General features: G+C 40.7%; 15 protein-coding genes. 11 read left to right on the top strand and 4 right to left on the bottom strand.

The window, feature by feature from the left end; genetic code table 11:
• Position 1 precedes the first annotated feature (1 nt).
• From AHMF7616_RS25385 to AHMF7616_RS25350, 8 genes are all read left to right on the top strand, one after another.
• The gene (locus AHMF7616_RS25385) at positions 2-946 is read left to right on the top strand and encodes a sce7725 family protein (protein WP_115375810.1); all 945 of its coding nucleotides are present in this window, start codon (positions 2-4) and stop codon (positions 944-946) included.
• Between the two features lie 37 nt (positions 947-983).
• The gene (locus AHMF7616_RS25380) at positions 984-1,997 is read left to right on the top strand and encodes an RES family NAD+ phosphorylase (RefSeq protein ID WP_158546260.1); all 1,014 of its coding nucleotides are present in this window, start codon (positions 984-986) and stop codon (positions 1,995-1,997) included.
• 163 nt (positions 1,998-2,160) lie between these two features.
• Positions 2,161-2,583 carry a hypothetical protein gene (locus AHMF7616_RS25375; RefSeq protein ID WP_115375808.1) on the top strand — a complete coding sequence of 141 codons (423 nt, stop codon included), beginning with the start codon at positions 2,161-2,163 and terminating at the stop codon, positions 2,581-2,583.
• Positions 2,584-2,599: 16 nt separating this feature from the next.
• Entirely contained in the window at positions 2,600-3,262 is a 663-nt protein-coding gene (locus AHMF7616_RS25370; protein ID WP_115375868.1) for a recombinase family protein, read from the top strand.
• 116 nt (positions 3,263-3,378) lie between these two features.
• Positions 3,379-3,672 (top strand): type II toxin-antitoxin system HigB family toxin, encoded by a 294-nt coding sequence (locus AHMF7616_RS25365; RefSeq protein ID WP_115375867.1) that lies wholly within the window; start codon positions 3,379-3,381, stop codon positions 3,670-3,672.
• 38 nt (positions 3,673-3,710) lie between these two features.
• Positions 3,711-4,103, top strand: coding sequence for a helix-turn-helix domain-containing protein (locus AHMF7616_RS25360; RefSeq protein ID WP_115375807.1), 393 nt, complete (start codon positions 3,711-3,713; stop codon positions 4,101-4,103).
• 500 nt (positions 4,104-4,603) lie between these two features.
• The gene (locus tag AHMF7616_RS25355) at positions 4,604-5,521 is read left to right on the top strand and encodes an alpha/beta fold hydrolase (RefSeq protein WP_115375806.1); all 918 of its coding nucleotides are present in this window, start codon (positions 4,604-4,606) and stop codon (positions 5,519-5,521) included.
• Positions 5,522-6,155: 634 nt separating this feature from the next.
• On the top strand, positions 6,156-6,527 hold the full coding sequence (locus AHMF7616_RS25350; protein WP_115375866.1) for a nuclear transport factor 2 family protein: 372 nt from the start codon (positions 6,156-6,158) through the stop codon (positions 6,525-6,527).
• A gap of 169 nt (positions 6,528-6,696) precedes the next feature.
• Here AHMF7616_RS25350 and AHMF7616_RS25345 read toward each other — a convergent pair whose 3' ends face one another.
• Both AHMF7616_RS25345 and AHMF7616_RS26590 read right to left on the bottom strand, forming a co-directional pair.
• The gene (locus AHMF7616_RS25345; RefSeq protein WP_115375805.1) at positions 6,697-10,911 is read right to left on the bottom strand and encodes a T9SS type A sorting domain-containing protein; all 4,215 of its coding nucleotides are present in this window, start codon (positions 10,909-10,911) and stop codon (positions 6,697-6,699) included.
• Positions 10,908-11,072: a hypothetical protein gene (locus AHMF7616_RS26590; RefSeq protein ID WP_158546259.1), complete on the bottom strand. Its 165-nt coding sequence runs from the start codon at positions 11,070-11,072 to the stop codon at positions 10,908-10,910. The genes AHMF7616_RS25345 and AHMF7616_RS26590 overlap by 4 nt, the downstream gene beginning before the upstream one ends.
• A gap of 518 nt (positions 11,073-11,590) precedes the next feature.
• Between AHMF7616_RS26590 and AHMF7616_RS25335 the strand changes: the two genes are divergently transcribed.
• On the top strand, positions 11,591-11,950 hold the full coding sequence (locus AHMF7616_RS25335; protein ID WP_115375803.1) for a hypothetical protein: 360 nt from the start codon (positions 11,591-11,593) through the stop codon (positions 11,948-11,950).
• Between the two features lie 1,248 nt (positions 11,951-13,198).
• Here AHMF7616_RS25335 and AHMF7616_RS25330 read toward each other — a convergent pair.
• Both AHMF7616_RS25330 and AHMF7616_RS25325 read right to left on the bottom strand, forming a co-directional pair.
• A complete protein-coding gene (locus AHMF7616_RS25330; protein ID WP_115375802.1) occupies positions 13,199-13,528 on the bottom strand; it encodes a P-loop NTPase family protein in 330 nt (109 codons plus the stop codon).
• Between the two features lie 4 nt (positions 13,529-13,532).
• Positions 13,533-14,177 (bottom strand): AAA family ATPase, encoded by a 645-nt coding sequence (locus tag AHMF7616_RS25325; protein ID WP_115375801.1) that lies wholly within the window; start codon positions 14,175-14,177, stop codon positions 13,533-13,535.
• Between the two features lie 970 nt (positions 14,178-15,147).
• Here AHMF7616_RS25325 and AHMF7616_RS25320 point away from each other — a divergent pair.
• Positions 15,148-16,074: a replication initiation protein gene (locus tag AHMF7616_RS25320; RefSeq protein WP_115375800.1), complete on the top strand. Its 927-nt coding sequence runs from the start codon at positions 15,148-15,150 to the stop codon at positions 16,072-16,074.
• Positions 16,075-16,823: 749 nt separating this feature from the next.
• Positions 16,824-17,135 (top strand): hypothetical protein, encoded by a 312-nt coding sequence (locus tag AHMF7616_RS26245; RefSeq protein WP_147275794.1) that lies wholly within the window; start codon positions 16,824-16,826, stop codon positions 17,133-17,135.
• The last annotated feature ends 1,557 nt before the right edge of the window (positions 17,136-18,692 follow it).

Below are 18,692 nucleotides of genomic sequence, written 5' to 3'. Positions count from 1 at the left end.
CATGTATTTTCCTTATATCCGGGGTAAACAGTTTGAACTAATTGCTCTCCGAGAAATCCGAGATATTTTGGCTGGGAATAATACCAAAGTTTCTCCAATTATTGAGCCAGTAAAAAATTCTCCTACTTTAAAAAAAGTATTGTCGGAATTAAGTCGCGAAGAAATCAACTTTAATGTTATTATCAACCCCGTTGTTGGTGACTTGATTGGTTCTTCTGCAGGCATAATGGAATTACTGGACAAGGAGCTTAATGGATATTCTAATTACCAAATGGCAATTATTATTGATGAAAGCAAAGATGTTAGATTTTACAGAGATTTGGTCCGGGACCATAAATTATCTTGTTCGGGAGTAACCTTAATACATAACTCTGTTAATGACAACATAAAAAATATTTTAACCATAATTGAAGATAAAAGTGAATTACCAATTATTAATAATATAATTAATTCTGGAAAAACAAATCGACGTTATTATAGAAATTTTGACTCTGCTACATTAGTTACTCTGGATGATTTTTTCTGCTGCCAGCAAAAGAATTCTGATTATTTGCCGATTGGGGAAAGTCAATTTTCTGAGGAACATTTATTTTATAAAAATGATGGATACAAGGGTTTCTCCGATTTTTTAACGATTGGTGATAATTATTCTGATGGTGGATTCCTTCCTTTTGCAATTGCAATTCACTTATCTTATGCTGATTCGACAAAAAAAATCAGGGTTAAACATTTTGTATCAGATTCTAATATGGACACTTCTGATATCGGTGGGAAATTTGAGGAGGCACTAAATAAATTAATATACTGGAGCAAAACTAGTTCTCTTAATACTAGAGCAATAGAAGAATTCAAGGAACTTCATAGTAACGGTCATTTCCCTGGATTAGGAAGCGTTAAAAAACTTTCTGTAATGAATCATATCGAATTAGTTATTGGTTTGATTTAGAATGAATTGTTGTTCGGAGTGCTTTTCCAATCCATATTTGAAGGATATTATTCACCGTAATACTTCTACTACCGGTAATTGCGATTATTGCAAATCTCAAGAGGTTTTAATATACAACCCTCGTGAACTAAACTTCTTCTTTCAAAACATTCTAAATTTATACGAGATCAATGAAAAGGGGTCTCCTATTGATTTTCAAATTGAGAAAGACTTTACTAATAAGATATTCTCTAGTAAGGTCAATAAAAATATAAAAGAATTACTACAGGAAATAATTGCGGATGATTTTACTAGTTACCAAGAAATATTTAATAATCCAGTAATTTTAAGCTGTATTAATAATCCCAGCAATGATGAAACGGTTAAACCCCTTCAAATTACTTGGGAAAGATTTGCTGACGAGATAAAATCTGTAAATAGATTTCATTTACAGAATGTAATGGACTTAGAGAAGCTTAAAGTTCTATTAAGCCGCTATGAAAATCCTATAACTAAAGGACGCAAATTTTATCGAGCCCGCATATCCTCCAAAGATGGGTTTTCTATTTCAGAAATGGGCCACCCTCCTGCTGATAGAACTAAATCAGGTCGAGCTAATCCTTTAGGGATATCATATCTTTATTTAGCGGATCAGGTTACCACTACCTTATATGAAGCACGAGCCTCCTTATTTGACTATGTAGCAATTGGAGATTTTAGACTTAAGGAGGATATTAAGGTAATAAATTTAAGAGGTAATTCCTACGACCCAATTGTTTTAGCGGAAAAAGAAGATTTAGAAGATTTTTTGATTCATCTTCCTTTTATTTCTAAACTGGAATCAACTCTATCCAAACCAAAACGTCGGGATGATAATGAATTAGATTATTTACCTACTCAATATTTATCAGAATATATAAAGTCTATTGGCTATGATGGTGTTATGTTCCAAAGTTCTTTATATTCTCAAGGATATAATTTAGCCATTTTTAATCCGGAAAAATTTGAATGTATAAAAGTAGGTGTCTACGAAATTGATAATATCAATTTCAATTTTACTCTCTTAACATAGCTAAAGAAACATTAAAGCCTGTGGGAATACGAATTCACGGATGTTTTACAAATCATAAACGCTCGTTTAAGTTTTGTAAAATTGGAAAATACCCTATCTTTACTGTTAGATCCAGGTGTCATTTTATACTAATTGACACTTTACCGATCAAAGCGAATCTAACATGTCTGAACAGATTACTCCTTACATCGAGCAGTTTTACGACGATGCGGAAATATGGCCGATCATTCACCAAGCCTCTTACCTGGAGCAGCAGTTCCAAGACCCAGCTATTTCCCAGAATACCGTTTGTGTGGTCCTGCCCTTTGTGCGCCGGTATTCCGGGTATGGGGCGCACCAATTTGACTTAGATTTGTTTATCAAGCACCACGAAGTAACCGAACTTGGAGAACTGGAGCTTTACCGGGTTCGGGATTTCATTCGTCAAAAAGTTGATTTGGGTCCTTTAATGCAAGGAGTTCACCAGATTACTGGTGTTGATATTACTCAAGTGCTGGAAAGAATTAAGCACCAGATTAAGTTTCTTCAACGGCCAGAAAACCATGATTTACCAGTGGCACCCGCTCAGCTCATTCACACATTTTAAGATGGTTCAGGAAGAAATGAAAAGATACGTCGCTTATTATCGGGTCTCCACCGCCAAACAAGGTATTTCGGGTTTGGGCCTCGAAGCGCAGCAGTACGCCGTCAGCGCTTTTGTGAAAGGCGCCGCTCAAATTGTCGCGGAGTACACGGAGGTGGAATCGGGCAAAAAGAACAATCGCACCCAGCTGCTATTGGCTATTTCAGAAGCGAAAAAACAAAAGGCAACATTACTCATTGCCAAGCTTGACCGGCTCAGTCGTAATGCTGCCTTTATTTTTACCTTACGAGATAGTGGGGTAGACTTCGTGTGTGCCGATATGCCCGATGCTAACACCTTAACTATTGGCATCTTTGCTGTTCTTGCTCAACACGAACGGGAGCTGATCAGTAGCCGCACTAAGGCAGCTCTGCAAGCTAAGATTGCCCAAGGTGCTAGATTAGGTAAGCCAGAAAATTTAACCTACCAGGACCGGGTAACTGGGGCCCAAGTGATGCGACAAAAAGCAGTAACTAATGAAAATAACAAGCGTGCTGCTGCCATGGTAAACCTCTACCGGGCACAGGGACTAACCTGGATGGCTATTGCGGAGAAGTTGAACGAAGCAGGATTTAAAGCTAGCCGCGGCGGACAATTTCAAGCAAATCAGGTCCAGCGTATACATATTCGTAATAGTAATTAAATTTCCCTTTTACCAGCAATTATATCTATATGCCCAAGCATTTAGTTACACAAAATGTAACTAAATGCTTGCTAATTCGTTACATTTTGTGTAACTTTATTGCATATTGTATTAGCATGAGAATTATATCTACTTCGCGTATAATTGAATTTTATACTAAACACGCAAATTCTAAAACTGGCTTACAACTGTTTATATCAAGAATCAAAGCTCTTAAAATTACAAACCTGAATGAGTTAAGAAATGTAGCTAACTCCGTGGATGTGATAGGAAACAATAGAGTGATTTTTAATATTCAAGGGAATAACTATCGTTTAATTGCAGTAGTTCTAGTAGCAAACCAAACAGTATACATAAGGTGGATAGGCACCCATGCCGAATACGATAAAATCAATGCCAATACAATTTAGTAATAAAAGCCCTACTTTAACATCAGAGCCCCCCGACTATGTTAACATTAATAATTCATAAAGTTAAAACAGAAATGGAGTATACAGAGGCCATGAGCCGCATAGATACCATTTTAGAGCAAAATCCTGAACCTGGAACTGACCTTTTCGATGAACTAGAGTTGCTGTCTACGCTAGTACATGCATACGAAGAAATTCATTACTCTATTGATACCCCCGACCCGATAGAAGCAATAAAATACGTGATGGAAGAAAAAGGATTGAAAAACAAAGATTTAGAGCCATTTATAGGACCTAAGTCTCGAGTTTCGGAAATATTAAACCGAAAACGTTACTTTACACTAGAGCAAATCAATAAGCTTCATAAAGCATTAAATATTCCTTTGGAAGTTTTTATTAATGACAAAATATTAGAAGCTACTTCGCTCTAAATTTGCTATATACCTATTCGTAAGTTTCCAATAGTTAGGAAGAGCAATACTTTAAAGTCTCAGGTATAAATAATCCTATAGCGCAAATTGGTATACAAAAATCGTATACCAATTTCATTAATTCCATCTCATAAATCAAATTGTATCCTTGATTCATGAGATGGATATTTGAGATATTTTTTCAATAAAAAAACCAGGTAAATAATACCAATTTTTTCATCGCTTTTTTCTGTCGTTTCCAGAGATGATTTTGGTCAACCTATATCTGGACAAGACAGACAAAGCATGGCTACTTACCATCAAGCTAGTTAATAAACTAACATTGTAACTTTAAAGGAGAATAATGACTTAATAGGACCATCGTTTATCGACTGCAATAAAAAGACCCTTCCTAGTAATGGTCCTTCCCTGCGCTAATCAACGGCTACACCAACTTGACTGTCCCTAACTCCGTAAATAGTCCTAAGCTATTACGCCATAGCTCCTGATTCCAATATCTTATGGATATGCACTGCATTCGCCGCGGCACCGGTAAGCCGCTATTACTTATTCACGGAATTGGCGGTAGCTCGCGTTCTTGGCATCTGATCCTGGATGCCCTAGTTGAAGCGGGTCGGCAAGTTATTGCCGTTGACTTACCGGGCCACGGGGCTACCCCGGCCTTGCGAGGGGAAGTATCTATCCGTACGCTGGCGGATGCCGTTACAGATTTTCTGCAAAAACAGGATTTAATGGGTATTGATGCGGTAGGTAGTTCCATGGGTGCTCGCCTGGTACTAGAGCTAGCTCGACGCGGGGGAATAGTAGGCGCCGTTGTTTCATTGGACCCCGGCGGATTTTGGCGGGGCTGGGAAGTACCTTTTTTTTATTATTCAGTGGCTACTTCCGTGCGCCTAGTGCGGTTATTGCAACCGATAATGCCAACCCTCTTGGGAAACCCCATTGGCCGTACGGCCCTATTAGCTCAGTTTTCTGCTCGTCCCTGGCAATTACCGGCTACCTTAGTAGGCGACGAAATGCGCACTTTTGCCAGCTCCCCTTCTTTTGATGAACTCTTAGACCAATTAGCTCACGGAGAGCGACAACAAGGGGTTCCTCCGGGAACCATTAAGCAACCATTGGTCATTGGCTGGGGCCGGCAGGACCGGGTTTGTCTTCCCCGGCAAGCAACGCGGGCTTTAGCTGCTTTTCCCGACGCTCACCTGCATTGGTTTAATGATTGCGGCCACTTTCCCCAGTGGGATGCCCCTACCCAAACAGTGCGCCTAGTGCTAGCAGTAATTAATGGTGAATTGCTATTGGGTGGTTTACCGGCCCAAAGCACTCAACGAACTTCTCCCCGTAAAGTATTCTTTAAGCTGGCAATTGGCCTGGTGTTAATCGCCAGCGTTATCGGGCTTTTCCGGCGAAAAACATAAGGATTTTTTTGTACAAGAACAAACGAGCAGTCCGTAGCTTTTCCGGCTTTAAATATCTTCCTTTAAGAATATACTTAGCCGAATACGAGGTAAGGACGCCGATTATCTACTTTTATTTTATACCGATTATAACTGCTGAAAATAGAAGGAGATTACTATACTTCTTAATTTTACATAATCAAGTTTCGCGGACTGCTTTACAAAAAGGTATACCCACTATTATATTCAATAAAGGTCGTTTTCTGTCTTTCGTTATATGTAAGGGAAAGGAAAACAAAGTAAAGGTCTGGCACTAGCAGTAGTTAAAACACCCGGAATAGCCCGGAGCTCCCGCTGGCCGCTGGAATTAAAAAAGCATTCACTAAATTGGCCAAAGAAGGAGCAAGAGAGCCGCCACTACTCCAGTAAAAAATTGGTTCGCAGAATAGGCCTTCGGCAACTCTCCATCCATAATGCAAGTAACCGGAATTACTTTAGCTATCTGCTAGTATTCATATTGGTATTCTAATAAAACAAAATGCGGAAACTGCCTTTTCAATAAATAGTTTAAGCTGACCGACCAGTGAAAAAAAGCCTGATAATCTTAGTCATCTTAGTAGTGTTGAATTCTTGTAACAACCAAATCCAACTAACAATGGACACTAAAAACATGGATGTAGTAAAGCAGTACTTTGAACATTTTAACAACCACGATTGGGAGAAGATGGCGGAAATGTATTCAGAAACAACTGCGTTTAAAGACCCTTCCCTTGGACAAGGAATTGTAAAACAGACGCGTGAACAGATTGCTCAAAAGTATAGTGAATTAAATGAAGCTTTTCCTGATTTGAAAGATGATGTTATCCAGGTATACCCATCAGGCGAAAACCATATTATTGTGGAATTTGTATCGAGCGGAACCGCGCCAGATGATTCTAAATTGGAACTTCCAATATGCACAATTTTTACAATTGAAAATGGAAAAATCGTTAAAGACTTTACCTATTACGATAATTTTGAAGAATAAAAAGCCGGCACATGATATCTAGGTAGGCCTATACGTAAGAATATGTAAAATGGCTTTATCCAATCTCAAGAAAACGGTCGTTTCGTGAGATAAAATCTGCTTATAAAAAGATCAAAGCCGGATAGTTCAATTAATGCTATCCGGCTTTCTTTGCAAACAAAGAGAGATACTACTTACTCAAAAGCAGTTTCTGGGTGTTTTGCTGAGTAGGGGTTTGCAGTTGCAGCAAGTACAAACCATCTACTTGGTTTTGGGCTTGCCATTCTACCTGGTAGGTCTGGTTCGCTTGTGCTTCCTGCTGGAACAGCGTAATAACTTCCCGGCCTTGACCATCGAGTACCCGCACGGTCGCAGGCTGGGTTTCGGGTATAGTAAAGTTTATAGTTACTCTGTCCTGAAAAGGATTAGGATAAGCCATTAAGTTTTTTACTAAAGTTGCTGGAGCAGCAGTTGTTGTTGCTCGCTCGGCAATTAGAGTGGCGGCTTTTTCAGTTGCTAGGGGTTCGGCACCCAGAGTAGTATGAATAAGCCAGTAGTCACTCTGTCCCTGGTTGGCTTGGGTACGATCCCCACTGATCCCCGACTCGGAACGACCTGCTAATAAGAATTGATTCTCATCGGTTTGAATCACACTACGTAGTTCATCTAATTCGCTGCCGCCCAAACGTTGGTCGTTGAGCATTTTGCCGTAACGATTCGTTCGTACTACCCAATAATCGCCACTACCTTGACTTTCCTGGCTTTTGTCGCCGCTTTGACCGGAGTACGAGGTGCCGCTTAATATGAAACCATCTTGGTCGTAATCCGAGTCATATACAGATAACAGGGAACGCAGCTCTTCTGGGCCGCTGCTGCCATAAGTATAATCCGCTTCTTTCCGACCATCTCTATTAATTCTTACTAACCAGTAATCGGTTTGTCCTTTACCCGGTTGTCTTTTCTCCCCGCTTACGGGCGAATCACTGTTTCCGGCTAAGTAAAATCGAATGCCAGAATCAGTGGTTAGAGCCACAAATTCATCCTGTCCTTTGCCGCCATAAGTTCTATCCCACTCATTCTGCCCCGTACTATCCACGCAAATAATCCAAAAGTCTAGTCCACCCCGGCTGTCTTGGGTTTTGTTGCCGCTTTTATTGGAGTTAGAACTACCCGCTAAGAGAAATCCTCCGTCCAGATAATGACCAGAATTAGGTAGGTAGCTACTGGTGAGTACCACGTCTTGCAAGAAATCATTACCGGAACCACCGTAAGTCTTATCCCATTGTTTCTCGCCATTGGCACTAATCTGCACAACCCAATAGTCCATGCCACCTTTGCTGGGTTGGCTCTTGTCGCCGCTGACGGACGAGTTGCTGTAACCAGCTAAAAGGTAACCACCGGAAGGCAGTTGCTTGATTTGCCGGAGTTCATCGTAACCCGAGCCCCCATAGCGTTTATCCCAAAGCTTGTTGCCGTTCTTATCCAGCCTGATTACCCAGTAATCTCTTCCTCCCAGGCTGTTCTGGCTTTTATCGCCGCCGCTATTCGAATCTGAGCTACCCCCTAGTAAATAGCCTCCATCTGTGGTTTGAATAATTCGGTTGAGAAAATCGTGGCGCGGACCGCCGAAGCGTTTGTCCCAGAGCTTTTTGCCTTGTTGATCCGTTTTCACGAGCCAATAATCTTCCAGACCAATGCGCGACTGGGTTTTGTCGCCGTTCTTGGGCGAGCGGGAGTAACCAGCCGCTACATACCCGCCATCATAAGTACGGATGGTGGTTGTCAGTTTATCGTGCCAGCTGCCCCCGTAGCGTTGGTTCCAGGCGATGTCTGCCACTGGTGGCGTATCGGCTTCTTTAATCTTCAATACCCAGTAGTCAAAATCACCTTTGCTGTCTTCGCTTTTATTGGCACTTTGGTTCGAATCAGAAGCCCCACCTAACAAGTAACCACCATCCGGTGTTGGCAGCAAAGCTTCTAAGTAACTATCAGGACTAGAATATTTATCCGTTCTGTTGTAAGAGTTGGTATAAATTTTATGGCCATCGGCATCTAGTTTAACAATAAAGTAGTATTTCTCGCCATTTCCTTGTGATCCTCCTAACAGATAACCACCATCGGGTGTATTTATCATCGCACTTCCCGATTGGTTAACACCATATTCATAAGCCCAAATTTTTTCGCCTGCTTTGGTAATTTTTAAGACGGAAAAAACGCTATAATCATCATTGTAAGCGCTGCCCCCTACTAAATAATTCCCATCGGTGGTAGCAATAATGTTGGCTTCGTAGTATTGTAATAATCCTCCTCCGGAAAAGCTTTTGTCCCAGAGAACCTGCCCGGTGGTAGAAATTTTAAATACCCGCATATCAATCCGGATATCGAAATTATCCGGATCTGCATTTCTGGCGTAGGAATTAGATCTGCCTGCCAGTAAATAGCCATCATCGGTTACTTCTAAGCTGGTTAACTCGTCTTGGTATTTGCCCCCAACTGTTTTATCCCACTCTTTCTCGCCCTTATTATCGATTTTCACCACCCAATAATCGTTGCTGTTCAGCCTGTCGGTATATACATCCATGGCATCCAAGCTGAGTTCGGTTTTATCGCCGCTCTTACCACCAGCGGTGTAACCACCCAGCAAGTAACCGCCATCCGGGGTAGCGATGAGCGAAGTAAAATTATCTGCCACATCGCTGCCAAAAGTTTTATCCCAGAGTTTGTTACCAGTGCTGTCTATCTTTACTACCCAGTAATCTTCTTTGCCACGGGTAGCCTGGCTTTTGTCTCCACTTTTGCCCGAAGCGGAGGTACCGCCCAGTAGGTAGCCGCCATCCGGAGTAGCAACCAGAGCTTTCAGATCATCAATAGCAGAACCCCCATAGGATCTATCCCAGAGTTTACTGCCGCTGCTGTCTATTTTTATGATCCAGTAATCAGTACCACCTTTACTGGGCTGGCTCTTATCCCAGATTTTACCCGATTCTGAAGTTCCCCCCAGCAGGTATCCGCCATCCGGGGTAGGAACCATGGCGCGGAGAAAATCGTTGTGGCTTCCCCCCAAGGTCCGATCCCAGAGTTGGCTTATCTCGAAGTTTACGTAAAAGGAACGGGTAACTACCGGCGCTGGTTTGTAAATGTTATTACCTGGTTGCGTAGCTTCGATGGTTACCCGGCCGCCGCCAGTAATGATTACTTGGTTGCCTTTAATCGTGGCGGGTCCAAATACTTTGAAGCTAACCGGTAAGCCTGAACTAGAGGAAGCCTTGATTGGAAAGGAAGGATTGCCAATGATTTTATCCGGGATAGAATCAAAAGCAATCGTTTGGGCCTGGGTAGGCCCTGGTTTTACTTTGACCACCCAATAATCATAATTTCCACGGCTATTTTCTGTTTTATCGCCACTTTTATTAGAATCAGAATAACCAGCCAGAATGTATTGACCTGGACCAGTGACTTGCGCGGAGGTTAGAAAGTTGCCTTCTTTACCACCAATGGTTTTATCCCATAACTTTTCTCCGGTAGAACTTAATTTTACCAGCCAATAGTCACTATAGCCTATTCTCGGATCGGTTTTCTCTCCGCTAATATCGGAGCCGGAGCTTCCCGCCAAAAGTAATCCCTCATCGTTGGTTAACAGTAAAGAAGTTAATCGATCCTCCCTATTGCCGCCAAGGGTTTTATCCCATTGTTTATTACCCTGAGCATCCAGTTTTACGACCCAATAATCATCACTACCTCTTCTATTTTCTGTTTTATCGCCACTCTTATTAGATTGAGAATCTCCTCCCACCAAGTAACCGCCATCTGGGGTTTGCTGTACCACTTTTAAGTAATCTGCATCTTTACCGCCTAAGGTTTTATCCCATACTTTATTGCCCAAAGCGTCCAGCTTGACGATCCAGTAATCCCATTCACCTCTGCTTGCTTCAGTTTTATCGCCACCTTGAACAAACCCTGACCAGCCACCCAGTATGTAACCGCCATCCTGGGTTAGCTGCAGGTTAAGGAATTGTTCATCTCCTGCACTACCCAAGGCTTTATCCCAGCGTTTTATCCCTGCGGCATCCACTTTAATAATCCAGTAGTCTCTACCTCCTTTCCCATCATCGGATTTGTCGCCCCCTTTAGTAGAGTAAGAAGTCCCTCCTAAAATGTACCCCCCATCGGCTGTGGGCTTCACGGCAGAAAGAAGATCATCGCCTGTTCCGCCATAGGTTTTTTCCCACAGCTTGTTGCCCGAAGCATCTATTTTTACAATCCAGTAATCGACATTATCGTTTTTACCGGTTCCCGTTTTACTACCTCCCAAAATATATCCACCATCACTGGTTTTTTCCATCGCTTCCACCCCGGCATCAATAATTTTATCCCATTCTTTTTGGCCGCGAGCATTCAGCTTCACAAACCAGTAGCCGGGCTTTTCATTTGATTTATCTCCACTTTTGCCCGAAGCAGAGCGTCCACCCAGCAAATAGCCCCTGTCGCTAGTAAGTTGTACCAGCGGTCTTTCATCCCAACTATCACCCCCAAGGTTTTATCCCACTCTACCGTTTGCGCTTGCAAGTATGAGAGGTTAAAACTCAATATTAATACAAGGCTAATAAACTTCTGCCACTTAGAGCGCAGCGGAAATTTACAATGTAGGCGATGATAGTAAGTAAAAAGTATTTTCATAAATCTGTAAATAAGAAGTTATTTTCGAGTAGAACAACCAAATGAGCAACTTAGAGAAAAGTACAACAGCAGTTTATAACCTATTGTGAGAGATCTTACAATATTATGGTTATATGCTACTGCAAGCAATACCTAAGTTTTGGTATTTTTCAAGCTCGTCTAGCCATTTGCGTACATGGGCACAGTTGTATTACCTCGTACTATTTCATAATAGTACAAAATCCAGAAAACCGTTCCTGTTTAACATAATGTTCGTTATCGAAGAAAGGGGATTATCAGCGTTCTAGATAGGCCTGTTTTTTGGCATTTTATAAAGACCCTTCTTCTCTAAAACCTTTCTGGTTCTTTCGGCTTATAACCAAGAGTATTCTTCCTCCTCGATCGGTGTCGGAAACAAAAATTGAAACATGAAAATAGCAGTAATGAGAAACCGTCCGCTTGCTATCAGCCTAGTCGCTTTTATTTTCATCCTAGCGGGTGGCGTAGGCATCCTCTATCACGCCACCGATTACTGGAAACCAAATTCTAATCCATACGAATTAGTGGGAGTTCTTTTTATTCGGATCCTGGCCATCGTTTGCGGTGTATTACTGCTTCGAAGAGTCCCGGCGGCGCGCTGGTTAGCCATCCTTTGGCTGGCCTACCACTGCGTTCTCAGTTTCTATCATTCTACCGCCGAAATGATGACCCACTTTGTTTTTTTAGCCATCGTTTCGCTTCTTCTCTTTATACCCAAGTCTTCCGCTTATTTCAAAGATGCTTACTAGCAGACAGACCATAACAGACCATAAATAAAGGAGCGGGAAGCTGATACTTGGACGATTAAGAACGAACGCCTAACATCCGTTTGCCGTAAACCTGCATGCTGCTGACAGCGGTACTCAGGGAATAATACCTAGCGGGCGTTGCTGTAGCGTTCATTCCCTAAACCATCTGGCTAGGGGCAAACCATAATCCCTTAACTCTCCCCTCCTACTCGATCGGCCAGTCCTATAAGTTGAATTATGTAAAATGGCTTAATTCAACTACTGGGAAATGGTCATTTTGTAAAACGATTTTAATCAACGTATTCCAGGACTAGGCAATATCAATAGGCTTGGCCAAAATCTGATGTACCCCAATTGATATAGTATCACCACATTCTTACTAAATTAGAAACTCGTAAGCGATAATTTTTAGATGTCATAACGTGCGTTGATGTTGAGTAAATACGCATAGATCAGACATAAATAAAAAATGTTAAAGTGTACAAATAGGTGCGTAAATAAACCTTTATATAGGTTTATTTAAAGGTGTGTTAATTGGTTTAAATTAGGTCTAGTAATTGGGCGTAAATATTTTTTTAGAGTTGAATAAAATTTTGCATACTTTAGCCTAACAACCTGCCTCATTTTTTCTCGGAACCAGACCTTTCTCCTTAACATGAAGGAATGTTGCAGAAAAGAATGTTTCCGACTAAACTGGCTCTGGCAACAATATCTCAAGGTATTTACCTGGCAGATAAGCCACAATTGTCAGACCTTATCTTGACTATTACAAGTAATACCATCTAAAACGCCGTGAACATCCGCGGCATCTTTCTTGATGGCACTAATGAACTTACCTATTTTTTCATTATGTTGCCCTTTCATATTAATTCAAACTGCGCAACCACCGTTTAAATGGGAATACTCAAGTTTGGATTTGATTGACTCATTGAAGGTAGTATCCAATAATTAGGGTAAAACCAAAGCAAATTCCAAAAACGTTGAAATATTTTAGTTTCTTAGCTTATCAAGAATGTTCTGCCAGTAAATTTAATGTTTTAAATTTTTAATAATCAGGTTGTTTCCTAATTATAAAATACAGCATTTAGGTGCATTTAACATTAATCTTTTCACTTAATTGCAGGTGTATATTTACACCTATATATAAACCTATCTACTAACCTAAAGCTATTTGAATATACATTAAACGCAGCTCTCGCTGGCTCATCTTAATTTTCACCAATTTGTTGATGCAAAATTACCTTATATTTATATCTTATACTTTTTCTTTTCCTTTTCAATTTTCTCTTGGATAGCTTCTTCCATCCAACCCTGAAGCGAAATTCCCAAACGTGATTGCCCTCTGGCCTTGGGCCTCTTCTTCCTTAAATCATTAATAATATTTAATTCGCTTTCCAATAACTTAATGTTGAAGTTTTTGATAACCTCTTCTGGAGGAACAGTATCGAGCTCAGCTTTCTTGGTAGTACTACCTCCTTTATTGATTACATTCAGTATTTTCTTTTCATCAACTTTCGAAATTTCCGGAGTAGGCGCTTCTTTGGGATTCTTTGCTGGTGGTAACTTAATCTTTGCCATAATACTATTTCGTTGTGAGTTCGGTGAAAAGAGCATTCAATTCCGTATTCGCTTTTTCATCTGGAGGATTTAATTCTATAACCGATAATCCTTGTCCAGCTGCATTAGCAAAGGCTTTCCTATTTCCCAACTGCATATTAATAAAATTAATACCTTCTGTTTGGCTGAGCGCTTCTGCAGCATCCCTGTTATCTGCACTACGTACATCAGCGCGATTAAGAAAAACGAATGCTTTCAATTCTACTGGTTTTACAGCCCGAATCTCGCTTAATAAGTTCTGCACCTTAGTAATTGTCCAAAAATCAAAGCTACGAGGCTGGAAAGGTATCAAAACGATATCTGAAGAAACAAGAGCGGCGCGTTGACTCACCGTATCCCGACCACCAGAATCAATAACGATATGATCATATTTACTCTTTAGTTTTGTAATTTGGGTATGAAGACCAGATCCGGTAAGCTTAACGGCTGTATAGCCGATTTCTCCTTGGAGCGTGTCTTCGCGAAAAGTGGTAAAATCGGTAGCTGACTCTTGTTCATCTGCATCAACGAGAAGAACATCTTTTCCCTTTTTAGCTAACCATACCACTAGGTTAGTAGCAACAGTAGTCTTGCCAGTACCACCTTTAATTCCGCCAATTGTGTAGATCATTTATTTATAATTAGGTGTAATTTTAGGTGCTTAATTACACCTGAATAAAGGTGCTAATATACACCAATAAAGGCACCTTTCAATAAAACCAAGTTTGTTTTGCTTAAAAAATATCAAAGCCAATCTAAAAGGAAATAGATATAGGTGACAATACAAACGATTATTTACACTTGTATATACACCTATATTTACACCTAATTAGAAGTGTAAAGTAGATGATATTTCGGTATAATTATATAACAACTAAAAAGTTATAAACTTAATAATGCTAATTATAGCACTATATTTTCTGTATTTTATAAATCAGGAATCAATACTAGCTAAAAATTAATTTTAGCATTTGAATCATGTAAATATTAAAAAAGATTACAACAGCTTGATTTAAGCACTTACCCCTATGAAAAAGCTAAAAGTTTGATAATGTAACTTTTGGTAAAGCTCAAGATTAGTTAGTATGTATGCAGATTGTAATTAGCCGATGCAGCATGCAGAAAACTATTTTAGAAAAATAAAGAGGAATAGTTCCCAAAGTAGTCAATTATAAAATTTGGTTTTTTCTTCGCTTTTATAGTATTTCCTAGAAAGTAGAACTAATTATACTTATAAAAACTCGTTTTTCGCGGACCCGAGTTTACCTTCATTATCTAGATCTTTGTTTTTGTTTGTCTTTGCTTTTTATTTTGGCTTGAACCACAATCCTAAACGCTAATCCATTATAGTAACACAAATTTGTGTATTTTATATTCTTTGTTCTATTTGCAGGGTGGATAACTTATTATCAATCAACCTATAAACTCTATTTACTACGAGTTTATATAAGCTAAGTACGAGTTTTCATAAGTAAGTTACGGGTTATTATAAGCTCAAAGCGAGTTTTTATAAGTGGAAGAGCGAGTTTTTATAAGTAAATAACGTGTATTATAAACGATACTTGTAAATTAAACTCGTTTTTACTTTCTTTAAGGTCTCTATGAAAAGAAAGAAAGACGCTCACCTGGAAATTCGGCAGCATAACGCCATTACCACAGCCAGGTACGATTATTCCGCTTGTCAACTGGATATCTTGTTTTACCTGTTATCCAAGCTTAAAAAGGAAGATACTTCTAGCCACGAATACCAAATATATGTGAGCGAGGTAGAATTTATTACTGGCCGGCAGTGGAACTACCAGCAGCTCCGGGAAGCTACTTCCGATATGGGCTCTCGCATGTTTGAGGTAAACACAGACCAAAGCTATAAGCAAATTTGGATGTTCCAGAAAGTAGAATATATGCACGGTAAAGGTCACTTCAATATAAAGCTATCTGAGGACATAAGGCCGTACTTGTTTGAGCTAAAGGATAATTTCACCTCTTACCAGCTGCATTCGGCTCTGAAACTCTCTAGCAAGTACGCAAAACGCATTTACCAGCTAGCTAGTCAGTGGAAGGACATTGGGGAGACAAAGCAGTACAGCATCGATGAATTCAAAATCATGCTGAAGCTAAAAGATCCAGCTGGAAAGAAGGAAGAGCAATTTGAGCGGGTAAACGACCTGAAGAAGTATGTCTTAGACATTGCTGTACGTCAAATCAATGAACACACTGATTTAAATATCGGCTATAAACTAATCAAGCAGGGCCGGGCATTCCAAAGCGTTCGATTTTATATTATTAAACAGGCACCTCAACAACTACCAATTAATTTTGATGAACCTATAGAAGAAGCCAGAATCCAAACCGCTCGGCAAATCTTAGAAACCTTAGGCATTAAAGATTCTAAAATCATCAATCAGATATTATCCGAAAAGAATCTAATTGATAACTTATTTAAATTTAATTACGACCTAAAAACCGGCCGAACAAAAGCGGATAAAAATGCTGGCGGATTATTGCTAAAAATATTAGGTATCCGGTAATTTTGCTTTACATGATTTAACAACTTTGTTTAAGGTATTTTTTAAGCCATTATAACACACTTTTTAAAATAAAGCTCCTACACCAGAAACAACTAAAGTGGCCACTCTTTTTGTTGCTTTTTTGTTGCTAATCTGTTGCTATTTTGTTGCAACAACCGAGAGAATAGGCGAAACATGGCTTTAAAGGGTGTATTTAGGCCTTTTTGTGCGTTTGTTATTAGGTTGTGCGTTTGTTGCAACAAACGCACAACCACCCGCTAGTTTTGCGTTCTTAAAATTATACCTCTTGAAAGGTATTTTATTAAAATGCTAGTAGCAAACCTCCTTCCATTCTTTGGAAAGAATAACCATTTAACCTATTGCTACTGATAAATCTGGGCTAGGTAGGAGAGGAGCATCGCCTCTCCTTAGGAACGGAGTGATCCGCAGTATTCTTTTCGTTACAACACCCTGTTTTTTGTTGCAACACGCGCTAATTTTATTGCTATTCTGTTGCTTTTTTGTTGCTGACCCCCTGTTTTTTGTTGCTCGCTTCATTTTTTGTTGCCAACGCCCTTATTTTGGTTGCTCGAGCAACCAAAGAGCAACAGGGGCCCCCTTTTTCTCCTTACAATAGGCGCTTAAGACGACTTCCTCTAAATTGCTCGCAACTATTTCTCTCTCATTCCCAAAATTCAATCCCTATTTATCATAATATGATTACACTTTCTAGATTAAGACTTTATGACTGGTATGCTTTCCATTTAGAAATGAGGCAATATACTCGCCAGAATTTACTCAAAAAGGGGAAACTACTCCGGGATACTTTTATCGTCTACTTCATCTTTGAAGGAGATCCCCACTCGTCCGACTTCAAGCCCCGCTACATTGGCTGCACTGGATCGTTCTACTGGCGTATGGTGAAACACCGGCGCAAAATCACGCCCCAGACAAAAATTTACATCAAAGAATTTGCCACTAAAGTCGACGCATTACGCTACGAAAAGCGCTGCATTAAAGCCTGGCAACCGGCGCTCAATGTCAAGTACAACACCTGGTGGCAGTACGATTTAATTGGTTAAAAGCCGGGCTCCCTCAAGATCCGCCACCGTTGCCAACTAGCCGGTACGGGTGGTTTCAATTTCTAAGATTTTTACTAAACTCCTGGATCCCCGTCAGGAGTTTTGCTTTGGTTAAGGAGCAGATTTCAGGCGCGCCCGAAAACCACAAAAAGGGCCATGGGACGTAATCACCCGAACGTTGCAGTCAAAATTCCGAGTAGAACTAGGGGCCATGGCCCCCCTCCCAAAGCCAATATATGCCTAGTTCGGGTGGTCCGCAGTAGTCTACCAGAGGAGCAGCGGAGGACCGAGGCGCTTGTTTCAATTACGAAGATTTTTACCGGCCAGATTATCGGAGCTAAGCAGGGCGGAAGGGAGTAGGAGAGGGGGTATGACCGCGCGAAAACTAGCGAGTAGAAATCCAAAAAACGGGAGTCATTTCGCCTCAAATGGACCAAATTGCAAGGTAATCAGAGCGCAATTTCCGCAAATATCAACATAAATGTTGATATTTGAAGGGTGGTATTTCCGGGGGTAAATAGATAACCAATTGATAATAAGGGAAATAAAAGTGAAACATCAAAAAATGCGGGTTTTCTCCCGCTAAACACCACGTCCCGCGCTAAGTTAAGGGTGCAATTGCACCCACCAAAAAAGGGGATATCTGAGTAGTCCTGCCGTTCGAGGTAGTCCATTATAGTGGGCTAAGGAATACCGAGAAGCTTGTTACAATTTCCAAGATTTACGGAAGAGAGCACACTGGTTAATTGCTACTAAATGGAGCAGTCTTGTCTCGTAAAAAATAACTATTAACGATCAGAAAAGAAGATCTATTCCGACTACAAGGGGCCAAATGGCGCCGTAAAAGTTAGTAATTGCCGCAAATGCCTATATGGATATACACATTTGCGTGGTGTATTTCCGGGGGTAAACAAGTAAGTGATTGATAATAAGAACCATGTAGAAGGAACAGGTAAAAACGCGGGATTTCTCCCGCTCAACACCACGGCCCGCGCTACAGGAGGGGCACAATTGCACTTATCAAAAAGCGGATATCTGAGGATGCAGACCGGAGTAAAGAGGGATAAACGGGTCGGATCTAGGGCTCCTGCAAGCAACCGGCGCCGGCTGTTCTAGCGGCCCTAGCTGTTACAACTTCCAAGATTTACGGATTTCCAAGGGCGGGTAGTGAGCCCGATAAGCGGCTTCGTTAAGAGTCGTAAGGCGCGGAAAATAGGCGATCGGCAAACGGCTTTGGTAGGTTAAAAGGAGAGAAAAGGCGCCGTTTTCCTAGGGAAAAATGCCATCTAAAGTGCCAAAGCAATCATATAACAGGTTTTAACATCCCTCTTTCCAAGGGTAAGCAGGTAAGTGTCTGATAGTAAGTATTCTATAGAAAGATCATCCATAAAACCAGTAGAAATCCCTTTCTATCCCACGACACGCGCTACCTGTAGGGTGCAAGTGCACCGGGTAAAAGAGAGATATCTGAGTAGGAAAGAAAGGCGAAATAGACAGAATCCTACCCGAAAACAACCGGTCGTAGCGTGTTTCAATTGGGCCAGATTTATAAGTCGG

It is taken from the genome of Adhaeribacter pallidiroseus (assembly GCF_003340495.1).
GTDB lineage: Bacteria > Bacteroidota > Bacteroidia > Cytophagales > Hymenobacteraceae > Adhaeribacter > Adhaeribacter pallidiroseus.
This window is presented reverse-complemented; position numbering and strand designations above follow the sequence as displayed.